Origin of the sequence: Streptomyces sp. NPDC046727, from assembly GCF_040645635.1 — a bacterium.
GTDB lineage: Bacteria > Actinomycetota > Actinomycetes > Streptomycetales > Streptomycetaceae > Streptomyces.
Genome location: NZ_JBEYYR010000001.1, coordinates 373,701 through 394,389, shown reverse-complemented (window position 1 = coordinate 394,389; position 20,689 = coordinate 373,701). Strand labels below are relative to the sequence as shown.

Below are 20,689 nucleotides of genomic sequence, written 5' to 3'. Positions count from 1 at the left end.
GCTGTATCTGATGTGCGGCTCCGCCGCGTGGGCGCGACCGGCCACGACGGACCCGCACCCGGCAAAGTAGAGCACCCCCACGGCGCTCACCCCACCTCCCCACCCACATGCAGCCGCCCGTCCGCCCCGCGCAACTCGAACCGCCCACTCCCGTCCGCCCCGTACACCACCGTCCCCGGCAACAGCACCGGCGCCCGGAACCGTGCCCGCACCCCGGCGGAGCCGCCCGTGCCGTGGGCGGCCAGGCAGCGGGCCACCGTCCACATCCCGTGTGCGACGGCGCGGGGGAACCCGAAGAGCCGGGCGGTGAGGGGGGACAGGTGGATGGGATTCCGGTCACCGGACACGGCCCCGTACCGCCGCCCCACGTCCCCGCCGAGCCGCCACTCGTCAAGGACGGGCAACGGGACATCGGCGTCCGCCGGGCCTCCTCCCGGGGTCCGGGGCGGAGCCGGGTGCCGGGCGAGGTACGTGCTCCGTGACTCCCACACCCGCTGTCCGCCCACCCGAGCCTCCGTCACCACCGCCGCCTCGGTCCCCTTCCGGTGCGCGGTCAGCCCCTCGATCCACACCCCCAGCTCGTACTCCGCGTCGGCCGGCAGCGCCCCCGCGCGGACGATCTCGATCGACGTGTGGACCAGCCCCAGCAGCGGCAGCGGAAAGTGCCGCCCGCTCATCAGCCGCATGGCCAGCGGAAAGCCGAGGACGTGCGGGTAGGTGACCGGCAGGTCGGACGCGCCGGTCGGAAAGCCGCAGACCCGCTCGTAGGCGGCCAGCCTCGCCAGGTCGACACGCAGGCCGGGCAGCAGGAGCCGGGTGCGCGGGAAGCCCGCGTCCGGGGCCGGCCGCTTGAAAGGGGACCGCAGGGCACCCCGGGCCAGCAGCGGAGCCAGCGCGGGCGCGGCGCTGAGCGTGACGACGTCCATCAGACCCCCGGCAAGAGACTCGGTCCCAAATCCTTACTCTGGAGTAAGGTTACCGGAGGTAAGCCCACGAGGTCAGCAAAGTTGAAACCCCGTCACATAACCCCCGAGGCTGCACATCCCCGGCCCCGGACCATCCCCGAACCCGCACAACCCCCTCACAGCGGAGCCGTACGATCACCTGCCTAACCAGCGGTAACCCCCCTCCTGCCGGGCGCACCGCCGGTGCACGCACGCCAGAGGAGCCGCCCGTGTCCACGCCGTACCCGAACGCCCCCGTCTCCTCCGGCGCCCCGGTCTCCGCCACCGACTACGACGGCCGCCCGGTGCTCGTCGCGCCCGAGACGAAGCGGCTGAACGGCGCGGTGCGGGAGGCGGCGGTCCCCCCGTTCGCACCCCCGGTCACCCACGGCTCCCTCGCCGACCTGCCGTACGAGAACGCGGAGACGGACCCCGGCGCGGTCGTCCTCAGCCGCAAGCTGCCCGACGGCCGCTGGACGGACCTGACGGCGGACCGGTTCGCCGCCGAGGTGCAGGCGGTGGCCAAGGGCCTGATCGCCGAGGGGCTGATGCCCGGCGACCGGATCGCGGTCATGGCCCGCACGACCTACGAGTGGACCCTGCTCGACTTCGCCGCATGGGCCGCCGGCCTGGTCACCGTCCCGGTGCACCCCACCTCGTCCGTCTTCCAGACCCGCTGGATCCTGCACGACTCCGGCGCGGTCGCCCTGGTCACCGAGGATGCCGCCCAGGCCGCCGCGATCGGCCCCGAACTCGCGCACCTGCCCGACCTGCGCCATGTGTGGGTGATGGACAAGGGCCATGTGGACCGGCTCGCCGACGCGGGCGCGCCCGTGCCGGACGGGGAGGTGGCCGTACGCCGGGGCATGCTCGGCCCCGACACGCTCGCCACGCTGATCTACACCTCGGGCACCACCGGCCGCCCCAAGGGCTGCGCCCTCTCGCACGGCAACTTCTTCGCCGAGGTCGACAACGCGATCGAGCTGCTCTACCCGGTCTTCAAGGCGCAGGACGAGGAGCCGTCGGTCCTCCTCTTCCTCCCCATGTCCCATGTCTTCGGCCGGATGGTGGCCATCGCCTGCGTCCGCGCCCGGGTCCGCCTCGGCCACGCCCCCAGCCTGGCCCCGGACGACCTCCTCCCGGACCTGGCCGCGTTCCGGCCGACCTGCCTGCTGACCATCCCCTACATGCTGGAGAAGATCTACAACTCCGCGCGGGCCAAGTCGGAGGCGGGCGGCCGGGTGGCGGCCTTCGACCGGGCGGCGGCCGTGGCCCAGCGCTACGGCGAGGCGCTGGAGGCCCGCCAGACCGGCACCGGCAGCGGCCCGAGCCGCGCCCTGAAGACGCAGCGCACCTTCTACGACCCGCTCGTCTACCGTCGCATCCGCGCCGCCATGGGGGGCCGCGTCCGGTACGCGATCTGCGGCGGCTCCCCGCTGGGCCGGCGCCTCGCCGCGTTCTACGCGGGCGCGGGCATCGAGATCTTCGAGGGCTACGGCCTCACGGAGACCACCGGCGCGTCCACGGTCACCCCGCCCCTCAAGCCCCGCCTCGGCACGGTCGGCTGGCCGCTGCCCGGCACCCGGGTGCGGATCGCGGCGGACGGCGAGATCCTCCTCGCCGGCGACCACGTACTGCGCGGCTACTGGGACCCCCAGGCGGGCGGAGTCGTCCCCGCCTCCCGGGACGGCTGGCTGCCCACGGGCGACATCGGCGAACTGGACGACGAGGGCTATCTCACCATCACCGGCCGCAAGAAGGAGCTGCTGATCACGGCGGGCGGCAAGTCGGTGGCCCCGGCCCCGCTGGAGAACTGGCTGCGCCAGCACCCGCTGATCTCCCAGGTGATGCTGGTGGGCGACGCCCGCCCCTACGTCGCCGCGCTGATCACGCTCGACCCCGACGGCATCACGCACTGGCGCCAGATGATCGGCAAACACCCCGTGCCACCGGAACTCCTGGTAGGCGACGAGGAGTTGACGGCCGTCCTCCAGCGAGCGGTGGACGAGGCGAACAAGCTGGTCTCCCGCCCCGAGTCGATCCGCCGCTTCGCCGTCCTGCCGGTGGACTTCACGGAGCAGGCCGGCCACCTGACCCCGTCCATGAAGCTGCGCCGCGACCAGATCATGCGGGACTTCGCGACGGAGGTGGAGGCGCTGTACGCGCGCTGAAGCGGGGGGAGTTGACGGGTTGCCGTGGGGCCGCCCGCTTCTTCGGCCAGTGTCGTGCTTCCACGGTCCGCGTCAAGGGCGCTGCGCGTCGCCTTCGGCGATGGGCCTCCGGCCCACCCTTGACCCGGCCCGCTCCAGCACGGGTAAGAAGCGAGCGGGCAGCCCGGGGAAAATGGCCGGCTCACCGGTGCCGGGCCCTGGCGTCGGCTGCGTGCGTGCCGTGGGCGAGGGGGCGCGCTCGCGCCTCGCATGGACGCCGGGTGGGCTCGGCGGCTTGCGGGCCGGGGGGAGGGGGGCGGCGGCACCCCATCAGTCCCACAGGCAACACAGAACCGGTGATTGGCGCATCTGGGCCACCCCCAACCAGCCGTGCCGTCGCCACATGCTCCGCCTCTTGGCCCAAGTCCGCCATTCACCGTCTGACGAGCAAGCCGAGGCCTCCGGGAAGACGCGAGGACGCCCCCGGACCCCCGGGGACCCCGAGGGAAAGCCGCAGCCGCCGATCCCACCCGGCGTCCATGCGAGGCGCTGCCGCGCACCCACCCCCGACCCGGAAGCCGCTTAGCCGACCCGGCGTCCATGCGAGGCGCGACCGCGCACCCTCCCGACAGGGCGCTGTCAGCTGACCCGAGGGACCGGTGCCGGGCTGGGCCACTGCCTTTCCGGGCCGCTCGCTCGCTTCTCACCCGGGCTGGAGCGAGGTGTGTCAAGGGTGGCCCGGAGGGCCATCGCCGAAGGCGACGCGCAGCGCCCTTGACTCACTTCGCGGAAGCCCGACACTGGCCGAGAAGCGAGCGGCCCCACGGTCACTTGGTAGCGCCGTGACGGTAAGCACCCCCTCCTCGCCGGCCTCCACTGAGCGCCAACTCCACCCAGACCGTCTTGCCCACGTCCCGCTCGGACACGCCCCACAGGGTCGCCAGCACCTGTACGACGACGAGACCCCGGCCGTGCTCGTCCTCCAACCGCCCGTCCAGGAAACGGAGGGGACGGTCACCGCGGGTGTCGCTCACCTCGATGCGCAAGGTGTCCTTCTCCCGCAGCAGACTGAGCCGCAGCTCGAAGTCCCGCCCGGGGACGCGACCATGGGTGACGGCGTTGGCCGCGAGTTCGGCCACGATCAGCTGAGCGGTGTGGTTCAGGTCGCTGTCGTGCGGATAGCCGCAGGTGGCCAGGTGGGTGGCCGTCAGCCGGCGGGCCAGGCGGGCTCCGCGGGGCGTGGGACTCAACCGTTCGGCGAGTTCGGTTGTGGGGGTGGAGATTTCTACATTCACGTGACAGAGCGTGGTGAGTTCTCCCTACGCTGACCAGGGGAGACCTGGCGACAGTGAGTAGTTGTACGGGTGCGGTTCGTTTGGTGTACGGGTCGTCGGAGGGTGGCGTGGCGGAAGAGACGGTGTTCGTTCTGATCGGCAAGCAGTTGAAGTTGCTGCGGGAGCGGGCGGGGCTGAGCCAGCGGGAGTTCGCCGACCTGATGGGGTACGGCCCGGACTTGATCTCGGCCATTGAGCGAGGGGTACGGACGCCGAGGCCGGAGTTCTTGCAGAGGGCGGACGAGATCCTCAAGGCGGAGGGGCTGCTCATCGCGATCATTCCGCAGGTCGAGGAGGCGATGAGCAGGGCTCGGACGCGGCATCCGGAGTGGTATCGGAACTACGCCGAGATGGAAGCGGAGGCACTGGAGCTGCACCACTACTCCAACCACGCCGTGCAGGGCTTGTTGCAGACCGAGGCACACGCGCGGGTGGTGTTCGCCAAACGGCGGCCGTTCCTCAGCGAGGAGACCATCGAGAAGCGGGTGACTGACCGACTCTCGCGCCAGCAGGTCTTCGAGAGGTGGCCGCCGCCCATCGTGAGCTACATCCTCGAAGAGGTCGTGCTCGACCGGCCGATCGGCGGACCGCGTGTCCACGCCGACCAGCTGCGTCATCTGCTGGAGGTCAGCAGCATGAAGAACGTGGAGATCCAGGTGATGCCGACGCGCTTGCAGGAACACCCCAACCTGGACAGTGCGTTCAACCTGTTGGTACCCAAGGGGCAGACGCAGGTGGCGTACACGGAGGCCCAAAGCTTCCCCCGGCTCATCACGGACCGGGAGGACGTCCGGAAGATCGCCGACCGCTATGGGATCATGCGCGCAATGGCACTCAGTCCCATGGAGTCCCGCTCTCTGATCGCGAAGAAGCTGGAGGAGCTATGAGCAACGAGAACCTGGCCTGGTTCAAGTCCAGCTACAGCAGCGGTGAAGGCGGCGATTGCGTCGAAGCCGCCTACAACTGGCGCAAGTCCAGCCACAGCGACGGCGAGGGCGGCGATTGCGTAGAGATCGCCCCCCACCCCACCGCCATCCACATCCGTGACTCAAAGCGACCGGTCGCCCACTTCACCGTGACCCCCGAAGCCTGGTCCGCCTTCCTTTCCGGCGCCGTCTAGGCTGCTGCCCTTGGCCAAGGCATCACAACGGGGGGCACGGGGCCGATGGAGCACGCGACGGAAGTCTTCCAGCCACTGCAGGCGGACGACCCACCCGTGGTGGCGGGATACCGGCTCGCGGCCCGGCTGGGCGCCGGCGGCATGGGCCGGGTCTACCTGTCGCACACGCAGGGCGGACGCCCCGTCGCGATCAAGGTCGTACGGCCGGAGCTGGCGGACGACCCGGACTTCCGGCGGCGGTTCGGTAGGGAGATCCAGGCGGCCCGGCGGGTGCGCGGCGCGTACACCGCCGAGCTGATCGACGCGGACGCGGACGCCGTGCCGCCCTGGCTGGCCACGCTGTACGTACCCGGCCCGTCCCTGGCGGAAGCCGTCGCGCGGCGGGGGCCGCTGCCGGTGCCGGCGGTGCTGTGGCTGATGGCGGGGGTGGCGGAGGCGCTCCAGGCGATCCATGCCGAAGGGATCGTGCACCGGGACCTGAAGCCGTCGAACGTGCTGCTGGCCGCCGACGGGCCGAGGGTGATCGACTTCGGTATCGCGCTGGCCGCCGACGGCACCGCGTACACGGCGACCGGGGGCACGATCGGCACGCCTTCCTTCATGGCGCCGGAGCAGGCGTCCGGCGGTGAGGTCACGGCGGCGACCGATGTGTTCGCGCTCGGCCAGACCGCGGCGTTCGCGGCGCTGGGCAGGTCGCTCTACGGGGACGGCCCGGCGCTCAACGTGCTGTACCGGATCGTGCACTCGGAACCCGAGCTGTCCCTGCTCCCCGAGCCGTTGCGCCCGCTGCTGGCCCGGTGCCTGGCCGCCGATCCGGCCGAGCGGGCCACTCCGGCGGAGATCGTGGAGTGGTGCAGGCAGCGGCTGGGGGAGGACGCGGACGCGGGCGGCGGTCCGGCCGTGTGGCGGGAGATCACCGGCCCGGAGGTCGTAGTACCGGCGCCGGTGCCCGAGCCGACCCCGGCGTATCCGCAGCCGCTGTACGGGTGGCCGCAGCCGACAGTGGAGCAGCGGAAGACCCGCAGGCGGCGCACGGCGCTGATCACGGCCGCCGGTGTGGCGGGCGGCGCGCTGCTGGTGGCGGCCCTGGCGTGGACCGTGATGGACGCGAAGGGCAGGCTCGGCAGCCGGGACAAGGCCGACTCCCACACGTCCGCCACGGGCCCGTCCGCACGGTCGTCGGCTTCCGCGCCGGGGTCTTCCTCGTCGGACTCGTCGGCCCTGGGCGCCGGTGACCGCACGTCCGGGACGTCACCGTCCGCGTCCGCCTCGCCCAGGGACCCGCAGCCGGAGGACTTCGCTCCGGTGATGCTGGACGCGAAAACCTCGCTGAGCCTCAAGGCCAAGGAGCCCTGGCGGCAGGACCGCAAGGGTGACATCCGCTTCGACTGTCAGGAGCCCAGCTGCGAACTGAAGAGCGACAGCACCGTGTTCGTCCAGATGATGGGCGCCCACGGCACCACCCTCGACGAGTGCCGTCTCATCCTCAGGAGTGCTGACAAGCGCAGCTGGACGCTGGCCGCGTCGGCGGCCGGCACCGAGTTCTGCATGAAGGACAGTGCGGGAAACATCGGGCTGTTCGTGATCCAGGTCAAATCCACCGCGATGCCGGACATCGCCTTCCTTCAGGGCGATCTCACGGTCTGGCGCAACGCCGTCTAGCCCACCCCCGCCAGCCGCAGCAGCGCCGTCACCGTCGCCGCAGCCAGGACCACCACAGGGAACGGCACCCGGCGCCAGGCGAGGACGGCGCCGGTCAGGACCCCGGCGGGACGGGCCCAACCCGCGAAGCCGCCGGACTCGGTCAGCGCGCCCGTGGCCAGCAGTGCGGCCAGCAGCACCACCGCTCCGGCGGACGCCAGCTCCTGGACCCGGGGCGGGACGGTGACCCGGCCGTGCAGGACCGGGCCGACCAGCCGGAAGGCGTACGTGCCGACGGCCAGGGCGAGGATCACGACGACCGTGGTGTTCACGCGGCGGCTCCCTCGGCGGCCGGGCGGCGGTGGAGGAGCAGGCCGGCGAGGGCGAGCAGCACCGGCACCCCGGCCGGGACCGCGGGCGTGACCGCCAGGGCGAGGGCGGCGCCGAGCAGGGCACACCGCCGTACCGTCGCGTCCGCGCGGAGGGCGGGCAGGACCAGCGCGACCAGGACCGCCGGGAACGCGGCGTCCAGGCCGTAGCGGGCGGTGTCGCCGAGCGCGCTGCCCGCGAGGGCGCCGGCCAGGACGCCGACGTTCCACACGGCGAACAGGCCGAGCCCCGATATCCAGAAGGCGCGGCGCTGCCGTACCGGGTCGGACTGGGCGAGGGCGAAGGCCACCGTCTCGTCGGTGACCAGGTGCGCGCCGAGGAAGCGGGCCGCGCGGCCGGTGCCGAGGATCTCGGCCACGGCCAGACTGAAGGCCGCCGTCCGGGTGTTGAGCAGCAGCCCGGTGGCCACGGCGGCGACCGGGCCGCCCCCGGCGAGCAGCACGCCCACCGCGCTGAACTGGGCCGATCCCGCGTACACCACCAGGGACATCAGGACCGGCACCCACACCGGGAGCCCGCCGGCCACGGACACGGCGCCGAAGGAGACGCCGACGACACCGCTGGCCAGCCAGACGAGAGAGCTGTCGCGGACCAGGGAACGATCCTCTGCCGGACTGGTTGTTCGCTGTACCGAACGCATGTTTCCTACAATGGACAGCAAGCGTCCTGTTCGTCAAGGCGAACGATCGTACCGATGGAGCGAACGACATGACCGACGCCGTCCCCGCCCGGCTCCCCATGGAGTGGATCGCCGCGTCCCTGAAGCGGGAGCGCACCCGCGTCGGCCTCTCCCTGTCCGAGCTGGCCAAACGCGCCGGCATCGCTAAGTCCACGCTGTCCCAACTGGAGGCGGCGGGCGGGAATCCGAGCATGGAGACGATCTGGGCGCTCGCGGTGGCGCTGGGTGTGCCGTTCAGCGCGCTGGTCGAGCCGCCCGCGCCGGTGGTCCAGGTGATCCGGGCGGGGGAGGGGCCCACGGTCCACTCCGAGCAGTCCAGCTATCTGGCCTCACTGCTCTCCGCCTGCCCGCCCGGCGCACGCCGGGATCTCTATTTCGTATGGCTGGAGCCCGGGACCGTACGGGATTCAGAACCCCATATTCCGGGGACCGTGGAACACATCGTGGTGAGCGAGGGCACGGTGAAAGCCGGGCCGCGCGGAGAGACCGTCGAACTGGGGCCCGGGGACTACATGTCGTACCGGGGTGACGTAGCTCACTCGTATGAGGCGCTCGCGGCCGGGACCAAGTTCGTGCTGGTCATGCAGCACATCTGACGGCCCGTGAACGGAAAATGAACGGGAAAAGGCAGGAGCCCCGTCGCCGGATGGCGTGGGGCTCCTTGGGTACTGCACTCAGGTTCTGCGATCAGGCAGTGATCAGACGGGGGTGACGTTCTCCGCCTGCGGACCCTTCGGGCCCTGGGTCACGTCGAAGTTCACCTGCTGGTTCTCCTCAAGGGAGCGGAAGCCGGTGGCGTTGATCGCGGAGTAGTGAACGAAGACGTCGGGGCCGCCGCCCTCCTGGGCGATGAAGCCAAAGCCCTTTTCGGCGTTGAACCACTTAACGGTTCCGGTAGCCATAAGCCCTCCTTGGGCTCAAAAGGGTTGCCCTGCTCCAGAACCTGCACGTGCGAAACGGTGCTGCACAACTGCATTCGTCTGAAAACGACGAGAGCCCGCGGTCACATGCTCCGCAGGCTCTGTACTGCAAGGGAAACCAAACTGCAACTTGCGGCGAGCCTAGCACGCGGGCAGCCGAAAGCAATAGGGATCAAGATCACGTCACTCGGATGTTTGAACCCTCGCTAGCCCGTTTGGGGGCGGGGTCGGTCCGAGCACGGTACCGCACGGGGTCTAGTCTCGCGATGTGGACAATTCTCGCACCCGGCCGCGCGTCGGCCACATCCAGTTCCTGAACTGCCTGCCCCTCTACTGGGGGCTCGCGAGAACCGGCACGCTCCTCGACTTCGAGCTGACCAAGGACACCCCGGAGAAGCTCAGCGAGCAGCTCGTGCGCGGCGACCTCGACATCGGGCCCATCACCCTCGTCGAGTTCCTCCGCAACGCCGACGACCTGGTCGCCTTCCCGGACATCGCCGTCGGCTGCGACGGCCCCGTGATGTCCTGCGTGATCGTCTCCCAGGTCCCCCTCGACCGGCTCGACGGCGCCCGCGTCGCCCTCGGCTCGACCTCCCGCACCTCGGTCCGCCTCGCCCAGCTCCTGCTCGCCGAGCGGTACGGCGTCCAGCCCGAGTACTACACCTGCCCGCCCGACCTCGGCCTGATGATGCAGGAGGCGGACGCCGCCGTCCTCATCGGCGACGCGGCCCTGCGCGCCAACCTGCACTACGGGCCCAGGCTCGGCCTGGACGTGCACGACCTCGGCGCCCTGTGGAAGGAGTGGACCGGCCTGCCGTTCGTCTTCGCGGTGTGGGCGGCCCGCCGGGACTACCTGGAGCGCGAGCCGGCCATCACCCGCCAGGTCCACGAGGCCTTCCTCGACTCCCGCAACGTCTCCCTGGAAGAGGTCGGCAAGGTCGCCGAACAGGCCGCCCGCTGGGAGGCGTTCGACGAGGCCACCCTGGAGCAGTACTTCACCACCCTCGACTTCAGCTTCGGCGCCCCGCAGCTGGCGGCCGTCGCCGAGTTCGCCCGCCGCGTCGGCCCGACGACCGGCTTCCCGGCCGACGTGAAGGTGGACCTGCTCGCCTGACCTCCCCGCCGCCCTAAATCCCTTGATCCGACGTTCTGTTCGGATACGGTCGGGGAGCCGTCGGCCGGACAGGCCGAGCAGAACGAGCAGAGGGAGGGCTGCGATGCGCCGATACACAGGGGTGCTCGTGGGGGCCGCCGTCACCGCCGCGCTGACCCTGGCGGGCGCGCCGTCCGCAACGGCCGCCAGCCAGGTCAAGAGCTGCACCACCTCCGACGGCGGCGCCGTCGGCGGAATGACCTGGAACTGGAAGAGCAAGAAGCGCATCGACGTCGTCCTCGGCGTCACCGACAAGGCGTCGGACAGCGCCTACGTGCGCATCCGGCTCGACGTCACCACCGGCAAGGGCAAGCGCTACTCCTTCCCCTGGCACAACAACAAGGAAGGCAAGGGCAAGAGCAAGTCCTTCCCGGGCAGCGGCACCCACGACGACGGCATCGTCAGCGCCCGCGTCCAGGTGGAGGACGTACGCGGCTCCAGCCCGCTGGCCACCTGCTACAGCGGAAAGACGTACAACCCCTTCTACTAGCCCGGAACAGGGTAGGGATGCGGGGGCGCTGATGGGGGTGGGAAGCGTGGGCCAGGTGACCACGGGGGTGCTGGCGTTCGTCGCCGCGGTGTGGGGCGCGCTGGCGGGAACGCTGCTGCCCCGCGCCGCCTACCGCTTCGCCGTACCGACCGGCGAGCCCTGGCGCGACCGCTGCCCCCGCGGCCACCACCCGGTCCGGGGCTGGCTGGGCGGGACGGCGTGCCGGGAGTGCGCGGGCACGGACCCTCTGGACCGGGCGCCCACGACCGACGTTCAGGACCAGGCCGCTGCGTCCGACCGTCAGGACCGGGCGCCCGCGTCCGACCTTCAGGACCAGGCGGCTGTGTCCGAGCGCCAGGACCGGGCCCCTGCGTCCGACCGTCAGGACCGGGCGCCCGCGCCGTCGTACGCCTCCTCCCGCGCGCCCTCCGCGCCCCTCCTCGCCACCGCCACCGCCCTCGTCTGTGCCGCCCTCGCCGCCGCCACCGGCACCCGGCCCGAGCTGGCGGTCTGGCTGCTGCTCGCGCCCGTCGGCGTCCTGCTCGCCGCCGTGGACTTCCGGGTGCAGCGGCTGCCCGACCCGCTCACCCTCCCGCTCGCCGCCGCCGCCCTCGCCCTGCTCGGCGTCGCCGCCCTGCTCCCCGAACACGCCGGCCACTGGCGCACCGCCCTCTACGGCGCCCTCGCCCTCGGCGCCGGCTACTACCTGCTCTACCGCGTCAACCCGGGCGGCATGGGCTTCGGCGACGTGAAACTGGCCGTGGGGACGGGCGCCGTACTCGGCTGGTACGGCTGGCCCACCGTGCTGCTCGGCACCTTCGCCGGCTTCCTGCTCGGCGCGCTCTACGGCGGCGCCCTCGTCCTGGCCCGGCGGGCGGACCGCAGAACTGCCGTCCCCTTCGGCCCGTTCCTCCTGGCCGGCGCCCTCACCGGACTGCTCATCGGCGCGTACGCGGCCTGAGGTCTTTGGCCCGAAACGGCTGGCGTAGGCTGGTTCGGTCCGTCCACACCCCTTGACGAAAGGGACGCCCCGGTGACCGAGAAGGCCGACCTTCAGTCCGTCCTCGACCGTGCCGCTGCCGGTGGGCGGATCACCCCGGACGAGGCGCTCGCCCTGTACCGCGACGCGCCCCTGCACGCCCTGGGCGCCGCCGCCGACGCCGTACGCCGCCGCAAGTACGCGGGCACCGAGCACATCGCCACGTACATCATCGAGCGCAATATCAACTACACGAACGTATGTGTCACGGCGTGCAAGTTCTGCGCCTTCTACGCGGCCCCCAAGGACACGGAGAAGGGCTGGACCCGCGACCTCGACGACATCCTGCGCCGCTGCGCGGAGACCGTCGAGCTGGGCGGCACCCAGATCATGTTCCAGGGCGGCCACCACCCGGACTACGGCGTCGAGTACTACGAGAAGCACTTCAAGGCCATCAAGGACGCCTTCCCGCAGCTGGTGATCCACTCGCTGGGCGCTTCCGAGGTCGAGCACATGGCCCGCATCTCCGGTGTGTCGGTGGAAGAGGCCATCACCCGGATCCACGAGGCCGGCCTCGACTCCTTCGCGGGCGCCGGCGCGGAACTGCTCCCCGAGCGGCCCCGCAAGGCCATCGCCCCCCTCAAGGAGAGCGGCGAGCGCTGGCTGGAGATCATGGAGACGGCGCACAACCTGGGCGTGGAGTCCACCTCCACCATGCTGATGGGCACGGGCGAGACGAACGCCGAGCGCATCGAGCACCTCCGCATGATCCGGGACGTGCAGGACCGTACGGGCGGCTTCCGTGCCTTCATCCCGTACACCTACCAGCCCGAGAACAACCACCTGAAGGGCCGCACCCAGGCCACGATCTTCGAGTACCTCCGCATGATCGCCATCGGCCGCCTCTTCCTGGACAACGTCCGGCACATCCAGGGCTCCTGGCTGACCACGGGCAAGGAGATCGGCCAGCTCACCCTGCACTACGGCGCCGACGACCTCGGCTCGATCATGCTGGAGGAGAACGTCGTCTCCTCCGCGGGCGCCAAGCACCGCTCCAACCTGCGCGAGATGATCGACATGATCCGCACGGCGGGCCGCGTCCCGGCGCAGCGCTCGACCACGTACGAGCACCTCGTCGTCCACGACGACCCGGCGAACGACCCCGTCGACGACCGCGTGGCCTCCCACATCTCCTCCACCGCCATCGCGGGCGGCACGGCCCACCCCGAACTGAAGCTGCTCGCGTCCAACTAGAGCCGACCAGGACTTCCGTGCTGACCCTTCATGTCGCCGAGCAGTCGCCCGAGGCGGCGGTTCTGGTCGACGGGGCGTCCGTCGCCGCCGTCGGCCCCTACCAGGAACTGGCCGCCGCCCACCCGCGGGCGAGGGTGCGGCGCTGGCCCGGCATCCTGACACCGGGACTGCTGAACCCGTACGGCCCGGAGCTGCTGGAGGCCACCTACCATCCCGACCCGCGGGAGGCCGACGCCCTCGGTACCGAGCCCATCCACGGGGAGCGGGCGCGGCAGATCTTCCGCACCGACCCCGCCCGCCTCGGCGCGAGCGCCCGGCGCGGGGTGCAGCGGATGCTGGCGCACGGCACGGTGGCGGTGGCCGGGGAGCTGCGGTCGCGGGCCGTGGTCGACGCGGTGCGCAGGGCCGGGCTCGCGCTGGGCCAGCGGCCGGACCGCCTCCCGGGCCCGGCGGCACTGTCCCCGACCCCGCTCATCCTGCTGCCGAGGCTGGTGCCGGGCGGTCCCGCCCGGTTCGCCGTGTTCGACGTCGCGGACCGCGCCGAACTGGTCCGGCGCGGCGCCGGGACCTGCGTGGCGACCGTGATCGGCGGGCGGCTGGTGTACCGCGGTCGCTGAGGCCCTGGGCTCAGCCGGTGAACTTCCTCGCGAAGGCGCCCGAACTCTGGGGCACTCCGCTGCAGTCGGTCGCCGCTCCGCTTCGCGAGGACCGCCCGCCCGCGCACTGCCGGTCGCGGAACGCCGACCACATCGACACCCAGGCGATCCGCTTCTCCTCGGCGAACGTCCGCACCTGGGCAGCGTCGGAGAGGGTGAACGTCTCGTTGTCGACGTCGTTGACGCCGATCATCGAGGTGAGCGCCATGCCCTGCCAGGCCTCCGCGTCGGACAGCGCGAAGACCTTCTTCAGCTGGGTGTGGGCGGACTTCGCCGAGGCGAGGGCGTAGTCGCCCATGTCGCCGTCGTACGACTCGCCGTAGTTCATGGTCATGAGATTGACCGTGGCGACCCGCACGTCATACGTGTTGGCGGACTCCAGCAGCGCGATCCCGTCCGCGTCCAGCCCCGACGGCATCACCGGCAACGTGAACGACACCTCCAGATCCGGGCGTTCCTTCTGCAACCGGGCAAGGGCCCGCGAGCGCAGGGCGACGGACGCGGAGTCGCTCAACTCGTCGCCCTCGATGTCGAAATCGGCCTGAGCGGAGCCAGCCGCGTCCAGCGCCTGCGCATACGCGGCGGCGAGTTCCGGGACACTGTCGCAGGTGGCCCCGAGTTCCTTGCCGGAGGCCCCGCCGAAGGACACGCGAACGGTCGCGCCGTCCTTCTTCAAAGCGGATATCCGGGACTTCACGGCGGAGTCGGCGATCCCCTCGGTCCCGTCCCACTTCGGAACGCACCCACCGCCACCGGAGATCACGAAGGCGAGGTTGTACGTCTCCGGCGCCCCCGCGGCGTCCGTTCCGGCGGCCTCGGTGGCGCTGACGTACGGGGCGTAGCCGAGCGAGCGGGCGGCGGGGGCCGTGCTCTCGGCTGCCGCGGAGCAACCGCTCACGGCGAGCGCGCCCGCGCAGACGAACCCGGCAACGGGTCTCAGTGGACTCCTCATGCGGGGAAATCTCTCACGCGCCGCCGGGCGGGGTCGCCGTCGCGGCACGCGAGAAGCCCGGGCTCCTGCCGTGAGAGGGGGCTGCAAGAATGGTCGGGTGACCCGCGCTTCCCTGAACAAGCAGCCGCACGAAGTCGCCTCGATGTTCGACGACGTGGCGGAACGGTACGACCTGACGAACGACGTGCTGTCGCTCGGCCAGGACCGGCGCTGGCGCAGAGAGGTGGCGAAGGCGGTCGACGCGCGCCCCGCGCAGAAGGTCCTGGACCTCGCCGCCGGCACGGCCACCTCCTCGCTGCCCTTCGCGCAGACCGGCGCGTACGTCGTCCCCTGCGACTTCTCCCTCGGAATGCTCCAGGTCGGCAAGCGCAAGCACACCTGGCTGCCGTTCACCGCGGGCGACGCGACGAAGCTGCCCTTCAAGGACGACACCTTCGACGCGGTGACGATCTCCTTCGGGCTGCGCAACGTCCAGGACTTCGACGCGGCCCTGCGCGAGATGCACCGGGTCACCCGGCCCGGCGGACGCGTGGTGATCTGCGAGTTCTCCCACCCGACCTGGGCGCCGTTCCGCACCGTCTACACCGAGTACCTGATGCGGGCCCTGCCGCCGGTCGCGCGCGCGGTGTCCTCGAACCCGGACGCGTACGTCTACCTCGCCGAGTCCATCCGGGCCTGGCCCGACCAGCCCGCCCTCGCCGAACGGCTGCGCAAGGCGGGCTGGTCGAAGGTGGCGTGGCGCAACCTCACCGGCGGTGTGGTCGCCCTGCACCGGGGCTTCAAGGAGAGCTGAAGCCGGCCACCGCGTACGGGTCGCCGGGTTGGTCCAGCTCCCGCTGCAGTCCGCCGCGGGGCGGCCCCGGAATGCGTGGTTCACGCACGCCCCCGCCGCCCTCGCCCTCCCCGAAGTCGAACCACACGTACACCATCGACTCCCGCGGCACCTCGGCACCGGGCTGCGGGTACTGGCGCACGACGTAGTCGACGACGGCGAGGTGGAAGTCCGGGCGGTCCGGCGCGTTGAGGAACAGGCCCCGCGCCCGGGCCGTTTCGCGCGCGTCCATGGCCATCAGACCGACCAGATGCGGGACGCGCACTTCGGGTGTTTTGGGTGTTATACGCACAGATGTCACCCCCAGCGGTACTGGAAGGGTAACTCCCGCCCGGCCCACCCGGAAGGCGCCGGTGTCTTTCTGTAACAGACGACTACTGTACGTCACCGAGGTTGAGTCGGAAGCAGAGCGCCTGCTCGTCCAGCGTGGGGTGCGTATAGGTCTCCGCCTGCTCCATGCCGAGCCGGCGGGCCACCGCGATCGACCGCGCGTTGCCCGGCCGGACCATCGCCACCACATCCGGCACCCCGGCCGCCCGCAGCCGCCGCAGGGTCTCCCGCGCCGCCGCGGTGGCGTACCCCCGGCCCCAGTACGCCCGCCCGAGCCGCCAGCCGATCTCCGTCTCGCCGACCGGCCCCCAGTCGGGCGGCCACGGCTGCGCGCCGGTGAAACCGATGACCTCGCCGGCCTCGTCCAGCATCGTCCACAGGCAGAAGCCGTGCTCCGCGTCGTGCCGCCGCTGCCGCGCGGTGAGCTCCTCGTAGAACGACAACTCCGCCGGGCTGCCGCCGTGGAACTCCATGACCTCCGGGTCGGCGAAGACCCGGTGCCAGGCGACTGCGTCCTCGTGGGTGGGAACGCGCAGCCGTACCGCGGGGAGAGGTCGGTTCACTTGGCAGCCCTTCAGCCGGGTGATCAATTCTGCTGAATAGACTGCCCATGTCCAGTGCCGGTCGGCACGCAGATTTCGAACTTGGGGAGATCCCGCCGTGACCGTCGTGACCGAGCCCCTCTCCGAGAACACCGCCGATGTGATCGTCGTGGGCGCGGGGCCGGCCGGCTCCACGACCGCGTACCACCTCGCCAAGGCCGGTCTCGACGTCCTGCTCCTGGAGAAGACCGAGTTCCCGCGCGAGAAGGTCTGCGGCGACGGTCTCACCCCGCGCGCGGTCAAGCAGCTCGTCGCCATGGGGATCGACATCTCCGAGGAGGCCGGCTGGCTGCGCAACAAGGGGCTGCGCATCATCGGCGGCGGTGTCCGCCTCCAGCTGGACTGGCCGGATCTCGCCTCCTTCCCGAACTACGGACTCGTCCGCAAACGCGACGACTTCGACGAGCAGCTCGCCCGCAACGCCCAGAAGGCGGGGGCGCGGCTGTTCGAGCGCTGCAACGTCTCCGGCCCGGTCATCGACGACCGCACCGGCCGCATCACCGGCGTCACCGCCAAGCTCGGCGAGGAGAAGCGCGAGGTCACCTTCCACGCGCCGCTCGTCGTCGCCGCCGACGGCAACTCCACCCGCCTGTCCCTCGCCATGGGCCTGCACCGCCGCGAGGACCGCCCCATGGGCGTCGCGGTCCGGACGTACTTCGAGAGCCCCCGCCACGAGGACGACTACCTGGAGTCCTGGCTGGAACTGTGGGACCGCCGCGGCGCCCAGGACCGCCTGCTGCCCGGCTACGGCTGGATCTTCGGTATGGGCGACGGCACGTCGAACGTGGGCCTCGGCGTGCTGAACACCTCCGCCTCCTTCAAGGAGCTGGACTGGCGCGAGATCCTCAAGGCCTGGTGCGCCTCCATGCCGGAGGACTGGGGCTACACCCCCGAGAACATGACGGGCCCCATCCGCGGCGCCGCCCTCCCCATGGCCTTCAACCGCCAGCCCCACTACACGCGCGGGCTGCTGCTCGTCGGCGACGCCGGCGGCCTGGTGAACCCCTTCAACGGCGAGGGCATCGCCTACGCCATGGAGTCCGGCCAGATCGCCGCCGACGTCATCGTGCAGGCCCACGCGCGGGCCACGCCCGCCCAGCGCGAGATCGCCCTGCAGCGCTATCCGCGTGTCCTCAAGGACACCTACGGCGGCTACTACACGCTCGGCCGCGCCTTCGTGAAGCTCATCGGCAACCCGAAGGTCATGCAGATCGCCGCCCAGCGCGGCCTGACCCACCCGATGCTGATGAAGTTCACCCTGAAGCTCCTCGCGAACCTCACCGACCCCACGGGCGGCGACGCGATGGACCGCATCATCAACGGCCTGAGCAAGGTGGCCCCGAAGGCGTGATCCCGAAGGCGTGATCCCGAGGGCGCGACCGAGCGCCGAGACCCTGGGCGCTCCGGGCCGGGCGCTCGGGGCCAGGCGCTAGGGGCTAGGTGCTAGGGGCTAGGTGCTCGGGGTGCCGAAAGCGGCTTCCTTGGCGGCCCGGCGGGCGAGGACCTCGTCCCGCCGGTCCGCCATCTGCCGCAGCGCGTCCTTCCTGTCCCGCTTCGAGAGCCGGTCCAGATAGACGTGTCCGTCGGTGTGGTCGGTCTCGTGGGCCAGGCACCGCGCGAAGTACCCGGTGCCCTCGATCACGACGGCGTTGCCGTCCCTGTCCTGCCCGCGCACGACGGCCCGGTCCGGCCGCGGTACGGCCATCACGGCACCCGGCACCGACAGGCAGCCCTCGCCCTCGTCCAGCAGCCGTCGCCCGATCGCGGGCGTTTCGAGCACCGGGTTGACGATGTGTCCGACATGCCGGACTCCGTCGTCATCAGGGCAGTCGTACACGAAAAGCCGCAGATCGACCCCGACCTGATTCGCCGCCAGTCCCGCCCCGTCGGCGACATACATGGTGCGGAACATGTCGTCGATGAGCGCGGCGAGGTCGGGCCCGAACTCCGTGACGTCCCGGCACGGCTTGTGCAGCACTTCCTCGCCGGCCTCGGTGATCCGGCGCACCGCACCGCGCCCGGCCTCGGGGGCGTACCGCGGGAACCGGCCGACGGGACTGCCCTGCACGAACACGCGTGGCATCGCGCTGTCTCCTTCGCTCGTGAGCGGACCACCGTCCGGCGGCCCGAGCCGAGCATGCCAGGGAGACGCCAGGCGCGCCGGGGAGGGCGCCGGGCGGGCGAAGGGCGGGGCGAAGGGGAGGCGCGCCGTGAGCGCGCGCCAGGGGCGCGCTCAGCGCCCTCTGGGTACGACGCAAGGGCCGCTGCCCCCGAGCGGCTGCGGCCCTACGCGCGTGGAGAGGTGCGGGACCCGCTCAGAGCACCCGCACGGCGCCGGTGGGCGGGTCGTACGACAGCGGGCGCTCCACGACGCCGCTGGAGGGGTTCTGCGCGCCGACGAACATGCCGTCGCCGACGTACACCGCCACGTGGTACGCGCTGCCGGCGCTGCCCCAGTACAGGATGTCGCCCGGCTGCAGGTTGCTCAGCGAGACCTGGGTGCCGGCCGTCGACTGGTCCTGGGAGACGCGCGGCAGGCTGATGCCGACCTGCTTGAAGGCCGTCTGCACCAGACCGGAGCAGTCGTAGGCGGACGGACCGGTGGCACCGGAGACGTACGCCTTGCCGACCTGCGACTTGACGAAGCTGATGACCGCGGCGGCCGAGCCGGTCGCCGTGGACGTGTCGGTGGACGTCGAAGTGGAGGTGGAGGTGGAGGTGGAGTCGGTGCCCGCCTTGGTGGAGAGCGTGGTCCGCTCCGCGTTGCGCGAGGCGCGGGCGGCGGCCGCCTTGCGGGCCTCCTCCTCGGCCTTCTTCTTGGCCTCCGCCGCCTTCTTCTTGGCCTCGGCGAGGTCCGCCTTGGCCTGCTTCGCGGCCTTTGCGGCAGCCGCGTCACGCTCGGCCTGCAGCTGGTAGTGCGCGGCCGCCTGCTCGGTGGCGTCCGCGGACTGGGCCGCCTGAGCGGCCAGGTCGGCCGTCAGGGTGGGCAGTTCGAGGGTCTGCGTCACCGGCTCGGCCGCGTTCGCCGAGCCGGACGCCCCGGCGACTGCCAGGGTGCTGAGGACGCCACCGGCAACTCCGGCCCGCACGGCGAGGGTCGACGCGCTGCGGCGGGGCTTCCGGTGGCTGCGTATGTGAGCGGTGTGGGACATGGGAACAACCGGTACCAGGGGCTCCTTCATATCTTCAAGAAACGTGTGCTGCGCCACAGTTGTTCAATCGAGACCTGGAATCCCGGGCGTGTCGCTCTTTATTGACGCCGTAACGGACATTGTGGACGCACGTGATCAAGCCCTTGATCACGGTCTTTGATCATTACGTCCGAATTGCCCCCCGCCTACCACCGCTTGGGGTCGTTGGCCAAGCCCGGTTCTCGTGGGCCTCTTATGGGTGTGACGGAGGTCACGGAACGCTTACCGGAACCGCAGCGTCCGGCATGCGCGGCGCTCGTGAACACGTGCACGCGCCCTGGCGCGCGTCCACACCCCGCCCGAGCCCCCCCTGATGTGTGAACGAAGCCCACTATCAGACCCCCACGTCCAAGACCAATTTGCATGCAGCGGAAGTCTCTTGATATTGAGACGCCCCCTCCGGCCTGGGGTGACAAGCAAGAATGTCACTTCTGGTGATCAACTGAACGCTTCTAGTACGAAGATCACCCATCATCCGACTTCATGATCCTTCGTCAGGTGGTGGAGATCACAAAGCTTGTGGAATACCCCGTGTCGCAGATCACAGAGTGGCGGGCATAAGATGCGAGGCAGTTGGGCTTGTGACCTGCTTCACATGTTCTCGATCTTCGCCCGGGACGAGCGGGACTCGTGGGACCGGTGAGGCGGCTGTGAGCCCAGTGCAAACCGCCACCAGTCAGTGCCGACTGAGAGGAGCGAGGAGCGGTGAACGCGTATGCGCCCATCCTCGTACTGGGAGCCCTCGGGGCAGGCTTTGCGATCTTCTCCGTGGTCATGGCCACGCTGATCGGTCCGAAGCGGTACAACCGCGCGAAGCTCGAAGCCTACGAGTGCGGCATCGAGCCGACCCCCACGCCGGCCGGCGGCGGGCGCTTCCCCATCAAGTACTACCTGACGGCGATGCTCTTCATCGTCTTCGACATCGAGATCGTCTTCCTCTACCCCTGGGCCGTCACCTTCGACGCCCTGGGGATTTTCGGGCTCGTGGAGATGCTGCTCTTCGTGCTCACCGTCTTCGTCGCGTACGCGTACGTATGGCGGCGCGGCGGCCTGGAATGGGACTGAGGGGCCT

Annotated in this window: 23 protein-coding genes; 13 read left to right on the top strand and 10 right to left on the bottom strand. The window is 71.0% G+C overall.

Annotated elements, in window-relative coordinates; all coding sequences use genetic code 11:
• Positions 1-86: 86 nt before the first annotated feature.
• Positions 87-926 (bottom strand): MaoC/PaaZ C-terminal domain-containing protein, encoded by an 840-nt coding sequence (locus ABZ937_RS01845; RefSeq protein WP_361684562.1) that lies wholly within the window; start codon positions 924-926, stop codon positions 87-89.
• A gap of 248 nt (positions 927-1,174) precedes the next feature.
• Here ABZ937_RS01845 and ABZ937_RS01840 point away from each other — a divergent pair, with 248 nt between their 5' ends.
• Positions 1,175-3,115 carry an AMP-dependent synthetase/ligase gene (locus tag ABZ937_RS01840; protein ID WP_361684560.1) on the top strand — a complete coding sequence of 647 codons (1,941 nt, stop codon included), beginning with the start codon at positions 1,175-1,177 and terminating at the stop codon, positions 3,113-3,115.
• 806 nt (positions 3,116-3,921) lie between these two features.
• Here ABZ937_RS01840 and ABZ937_RS01835 read toward each other — a convergent pair.
• Entirely contained in the window at positions 3,922-4,389 is a 468-nt protein-coding gene (locus tag ABZ937_RS01835; protein WP_361684558.1) for an ATP-binding protein, read from the bottom strand.
• 107 nt (positions 4,390-4,496) lie between these two features.
• Between ABZ937_RS01835 and ABZ937_RS01830 the strand changes: the two genes are divergently transcribed.
• From ABZ937_RS01830 to ABZ937_RS01820, 3 genes are read left to right on the top strand one after another with little or no spacing between them, the layout of a single operon-like run.
• Positions 4,497-5,315, top strand: a complete 819-nt coding sequence (locus tag ABZ937_RS01830) for a helix-turn-helix transcriptional regulator (RefSeq protein WP_361684556.1) — start codon at positions 4,497-4,499, stop codon at positions 5,313-5,315.
• Complete coding sequence (locus ABZ937_RS01825) at positions 5,312-5,548, top strand: DUF397 domain-containing protein (RefSeq protein WP_361684554.1); 237 nt, start codon at positions 5,312-5,314, stop codon at positions 5,546-5,548. The genes ABZ937_RS01830 and ABZ937_RS01825 overlap by 4 nt, the downstream gene beginning before the upstream one ends.
• Positions 5,549-5,593: 45 nt before the next feature.
• On the top strand, positions 5,594-7,210 hold the full coding sequence (locus ABZ937_RS01820; RefSeq protein ID WP_361684552.1) for a serine/threonine-protein kinase: 1,617 nt from the start codon (positions 5,594-5,596) through the stop codon (positions 7,208-7,210).
• Here the strand turns inward: ABZ937_RS01820 and ABZ937_RS01815 are convergent.
• Both ABZ937_RS01815 and ABZ937_RS01810 read right to left on the bottom strand, forming a co-directional pair.
• Positions 7,207-7,521: an AzlD domain-containing protein gene (locus ABZ937_RS01815; RefSeq protein WP_361684550.1), complete on the bottom strand. Its 315-nt coding sequence runs from the start codon at positions 7,519-7,521 to the stop codon at positions 7,207-7,209. The two genes, ABZ937_RS01820 and ABZ937_RS01815, sit on opposite strands and share 4 nt — an antisense overlap.
• Positions 7,518-8,219 carry an AzlC family ABC transporter permease gene (locus ABZ937_RS01810; protein ID WP_361684548.1) on the bottom strand — a complete coding sequence of 234 codons (702 nt, stop codon included), beginning with the start codon at positions 8,217-8,219 and terminating at the stop codon, positions 7,518-7,520. Before ABZ937_RS01810 ends, ABZ937_RS01815 begins: the two co-directional genes overlap by 4 nt.
• A gap of 68 nt (positions 8,220-8,287) precedes the next feature.
• On the opposite strand from ABZ937_RS01810, the gene ABZ937_RS01805 reads away from it, so the two are divergent.
• A complete protein-coding gene (locus ABZ937_RS01805) occupies positions 8,288-8,854 on the top strand; it encodes an XRE family transcriptional regulator (protein WP_361684546.1) in 567 nt (188 codons plus the stop codon).
• Between the two features lie 102 nt (positions 8,855-8,956).
• Here ABZ937_RS01805 and ABZ937_RS01800 read toward each other — a convergent pair whose 3' ends face one another.
• A complete protein-coding gene (locus ABZ937_RS01800) occupies positions 8,957-9,160 on the bottom strand; it encodes a cold-shock protein (protein WP_030813734.1) in 204 nt (67 codons plus the stop codon).
• Positions 9,161-9,446: 286 nt separating this feature from the next.
• Here ABZ937_RS01800 and ABZ937_RS01795 point away from each other — a divergent pair, with 286 nt between their 5' ends.
• The 5 genes from ABZ937_RS01795 (at position 9,447) to ABZ937_RS01775 (ending at position 13,671) form a co-directional block, all read left to right on the top strand.
• The gene (locus ABZ937_RS01795; RefSeq protein ID WP_361684544.1) at positions 9,447-10,292 is read left to right on the top strand and encodes a menaquinone biosynthesis protein; all 846 of its coding nucleotides are present in this window, start codon (positions 9,447-9,449) and stop codon (positions 10,290-10,292) included.
• 103 nt (positions 10,293-10,395) lie between these two features.
• Positions 10,396-10,821 (top strand): hypothetical protein, encoded by a 426-nt coding sequence (locus ABZ937_RS01790; RefSeq protein ID WP_361684542.1) that lies wholly within the window; start codon positions 10,396-10,398, stop codon positions 10,819-10,821.
• Between the two features lie 55 nt (positions 10,822-10,876).
• On the top strand, positions 10,877-11,782 hold the full coding sequence (locus tag ABZ937_RS01785) for an A24 family peptidase (protein ID WP_361684727.1): 906 nt from the start codon (positions 10,877-10,879) through the stop codon (positions 11,780-11,782).
• A gap of 72 nt (positions 11,783-11,854) precedes the next feature.
• Complete coding sequence (mqnC, locus tag ABZ937_RS01780) at positions 11,855-13,054, top strand: cyclic dehypoxanthinyl futalosine synthase (protein WP_361684540.1); 1,200 nt, start codon at positions 11,855-11,857, stop codon at positions 13,052-13,054.
• Between the two features lie 17 nt (positions 13,055-13,071).
• A complete protein-coding gene (locus tag ABZ937_RS01775) occupies positions 13,072-13,671 on the top strand; it encodes a hypothetical protein (RefSeq protein WP_361684538.1) in 600 nt (199 codons plus the stop codon).
• 10 nt (positions 13,672-13,681) lie between these two features.
• Here the strand turns inward: ABZ937_RS01775 and ABZ937_RS01770 are convergent, their stop codons facing one another.
• Positions 13,682-14,662: a chitinase gene (locus ABZ937_RS01770; RefSeq protein WP_361684536.1), complete on the bottom strand. Its 981-nt coding sequence runs from the start codon at positions 14,660-14,662 to the stop codon at positions 13,682-13,684.
• A 97-nt stretch (positions 14,663-14,759) separates the two neighbouring features.
• On the opposite strand from ABZ937_RS01770, the gene ABZ937_RS01765 reads away from it, so the two are divergent.
• Positions 14,760-15,455, top strand: a complete 696-nt coding sequence (locus ABZ937_RS01765) for a demethylmenaquinone methyltransferase (RefSeq protein WP_361684534.1) — start codon at positions 14,760-14,762, stop codon at positions 15,453-15,455.
• On the opposite strand, the gene ABZ937_RS01760 is transcribed toward ABZ937_RS01765, so the two are convergent.
• Positions 15,442-15,759: a PASTA domain-containing protein gene (locus tag ABZ937_RS01760; RefSeq protein ID WP_361684532.1), complete on the bottom strand. Its 318-nt coding sequence runs from the start codon at positions 15,757-15,759 to the stop codon at positions 15,442-15,444. The genes ABZ937_RS01765 and ABZ937_RS01760 overlap by 14 nt on opposite strands.
• A 109-nt stretch (positions 15,760-15,868) precedes the next feature.
• A complete protein-coding gene (locus tag ABZ937_RS01755; RefSeq protein WP_361684530.1) occupies positions 15,869-16,387 on the bottom strand; it encodes a GNAT family N-acetyltransferase in 519 nt (172 codons plus the stop codon).
• 97 nt (positions 16,388-16,484) lie between these two features.
• On the opposite strand from ABZ937_RS01755, the gene ABZ937_RS01750 reads away from it, so the two are divergent.
• Positions 16,485-17,777, top strand: coding sequence for a geranylgeranyl reductase family protein (locus ABZ937_RS01750; protein ID WP_361684528.1), 1,293 nt, complete (start codon positions 16,485-16,487; stop codon positions 17,775-17,777).
• A gap of 99 nt (positions 17,778-17,876) precedes the next feature.
• Here ABZ937_RS01750 and def read toward each other — a convergent pair whose 3' ends face one another.
• Both def and ABZ937_RS01740 read right to left on the bottom strand, forming a co-directional pair.
• On the bottom strand, positions 17,877-18,509 hold the full coding sequence (gene def / locus ABZ937_RS01745; protein ID WP_361684526.1) for a peptide deformylase: 633 nt from the start codon (positions 18,507-18,509) through the stop codon (positions 17,877-17,879).
• A gap of 232 nt (positions 18,510-18,741) precedes the next feature.
• Positions 18,742-19,578, bottom strand: a complete 837-nt coding sequence (locus tag ABZ937_RS01740) for a C40 family peptidase (RefSeq protein ID WP_361684524.1) — start codon at positions 19,576-19,578, stop codon at positions 18,742-18,744.
• A gap of 744 nt (positions 19,579-20,322) precedes the next feature.
• Between ABZ937_RS01740 and ABZ937_RS01735 the strand changes: the two genes are divergently transcribed.
• The gene (locus ABZ937_RS01735) at positions 20,323-20,682 is read left to right on the top strand and encodes an NADH-quinone oxidoreductase subunit A (protein WP_003992243.1); all 360 of its coding nucleotides are present in this window, start codon (positions 20,323-20,325) and stop codon (positions 20,680-20,682) included.
• Positions 20,683-20,689: the final 7 nt, after the last annotated feature.

Excerpts from the sequence above, each read along its gene's own strand:
- ABZ937_RS01740 (WP_361684524.1), bottom strand. The coding sequence starts at position 19,578 with ATGTCCCACACCGCTCACATACGCAGCCACCGGAAGCCCCGCCGCAGC.
- def (WP_361684526.1), bottom strand. The coding sequence starts at position 18,509 with ATGCCACGCGTGTTCGTGCAGGGCAGTCCCGTCGGCCGGTTCCCGCGG.
- ABZ937_RS01845 (WP_361684562.1), bottom strand. The coding sequence starts at position 926 with ATGGACGTCGTCACGCTCAGCGCCGCGCCCGCGCTGGCTCCGCTGCTG.
- ABZ937_RS01810 (WP_361684548.1), bottom strand. The coding sequence starts at position 8,219 with ATGCGTTCGGTACAGCGAACAACCAGTCCGGCAGAGGATCGTTCCCTG.
- ABZ937_RS01825 (WP_361684554.1), top strand. The coding sequence starts at position 5,312 with ATGAGCAACGAGAACCTGGCCTGGTTCAAGTCCAGCTACAGCAGCGGT.
- ABZ937_RS01805 (WP_361684546.1), top strand. The coding sequence starts at position 8,288 with ATGACCGACGCCGTCCCCGCCCGGCTCCCCATGGAGTGGATCGCCGCG.
- ABZ937_RS01790 (WP_361684542.1), top strand. The coding sequence starts at position 10,396 with ATGCGCCGATACACAGGGGTGCTCGTGGGGGCCGCCGTCACCGCCGCG.
- ABZ937_RS01770 (WP_361684536.1), bottom strand. The coding sequence starts at position 14,662 with ATGAGGAGTCCACTGAGACCCGTTGCCGGGTTCGTCTGCGCGGGCGCG.
- ABZ937_RS01800 (WP_030813734.1), bottom strand. The coding sequence starts at position 9,160 with ATGGCTACCGGAACCGTTAAGTGGTTCAACGCCGAAAAGGGCTTTGGC.
- ABZ937_RS01820 (WP_361684552.1), top strand. The coding sequence starts at position 5,594 with ATGGAGCACGCGACGGAAGTCTTCCAGCCACTGCAGGCGGACGACCCA.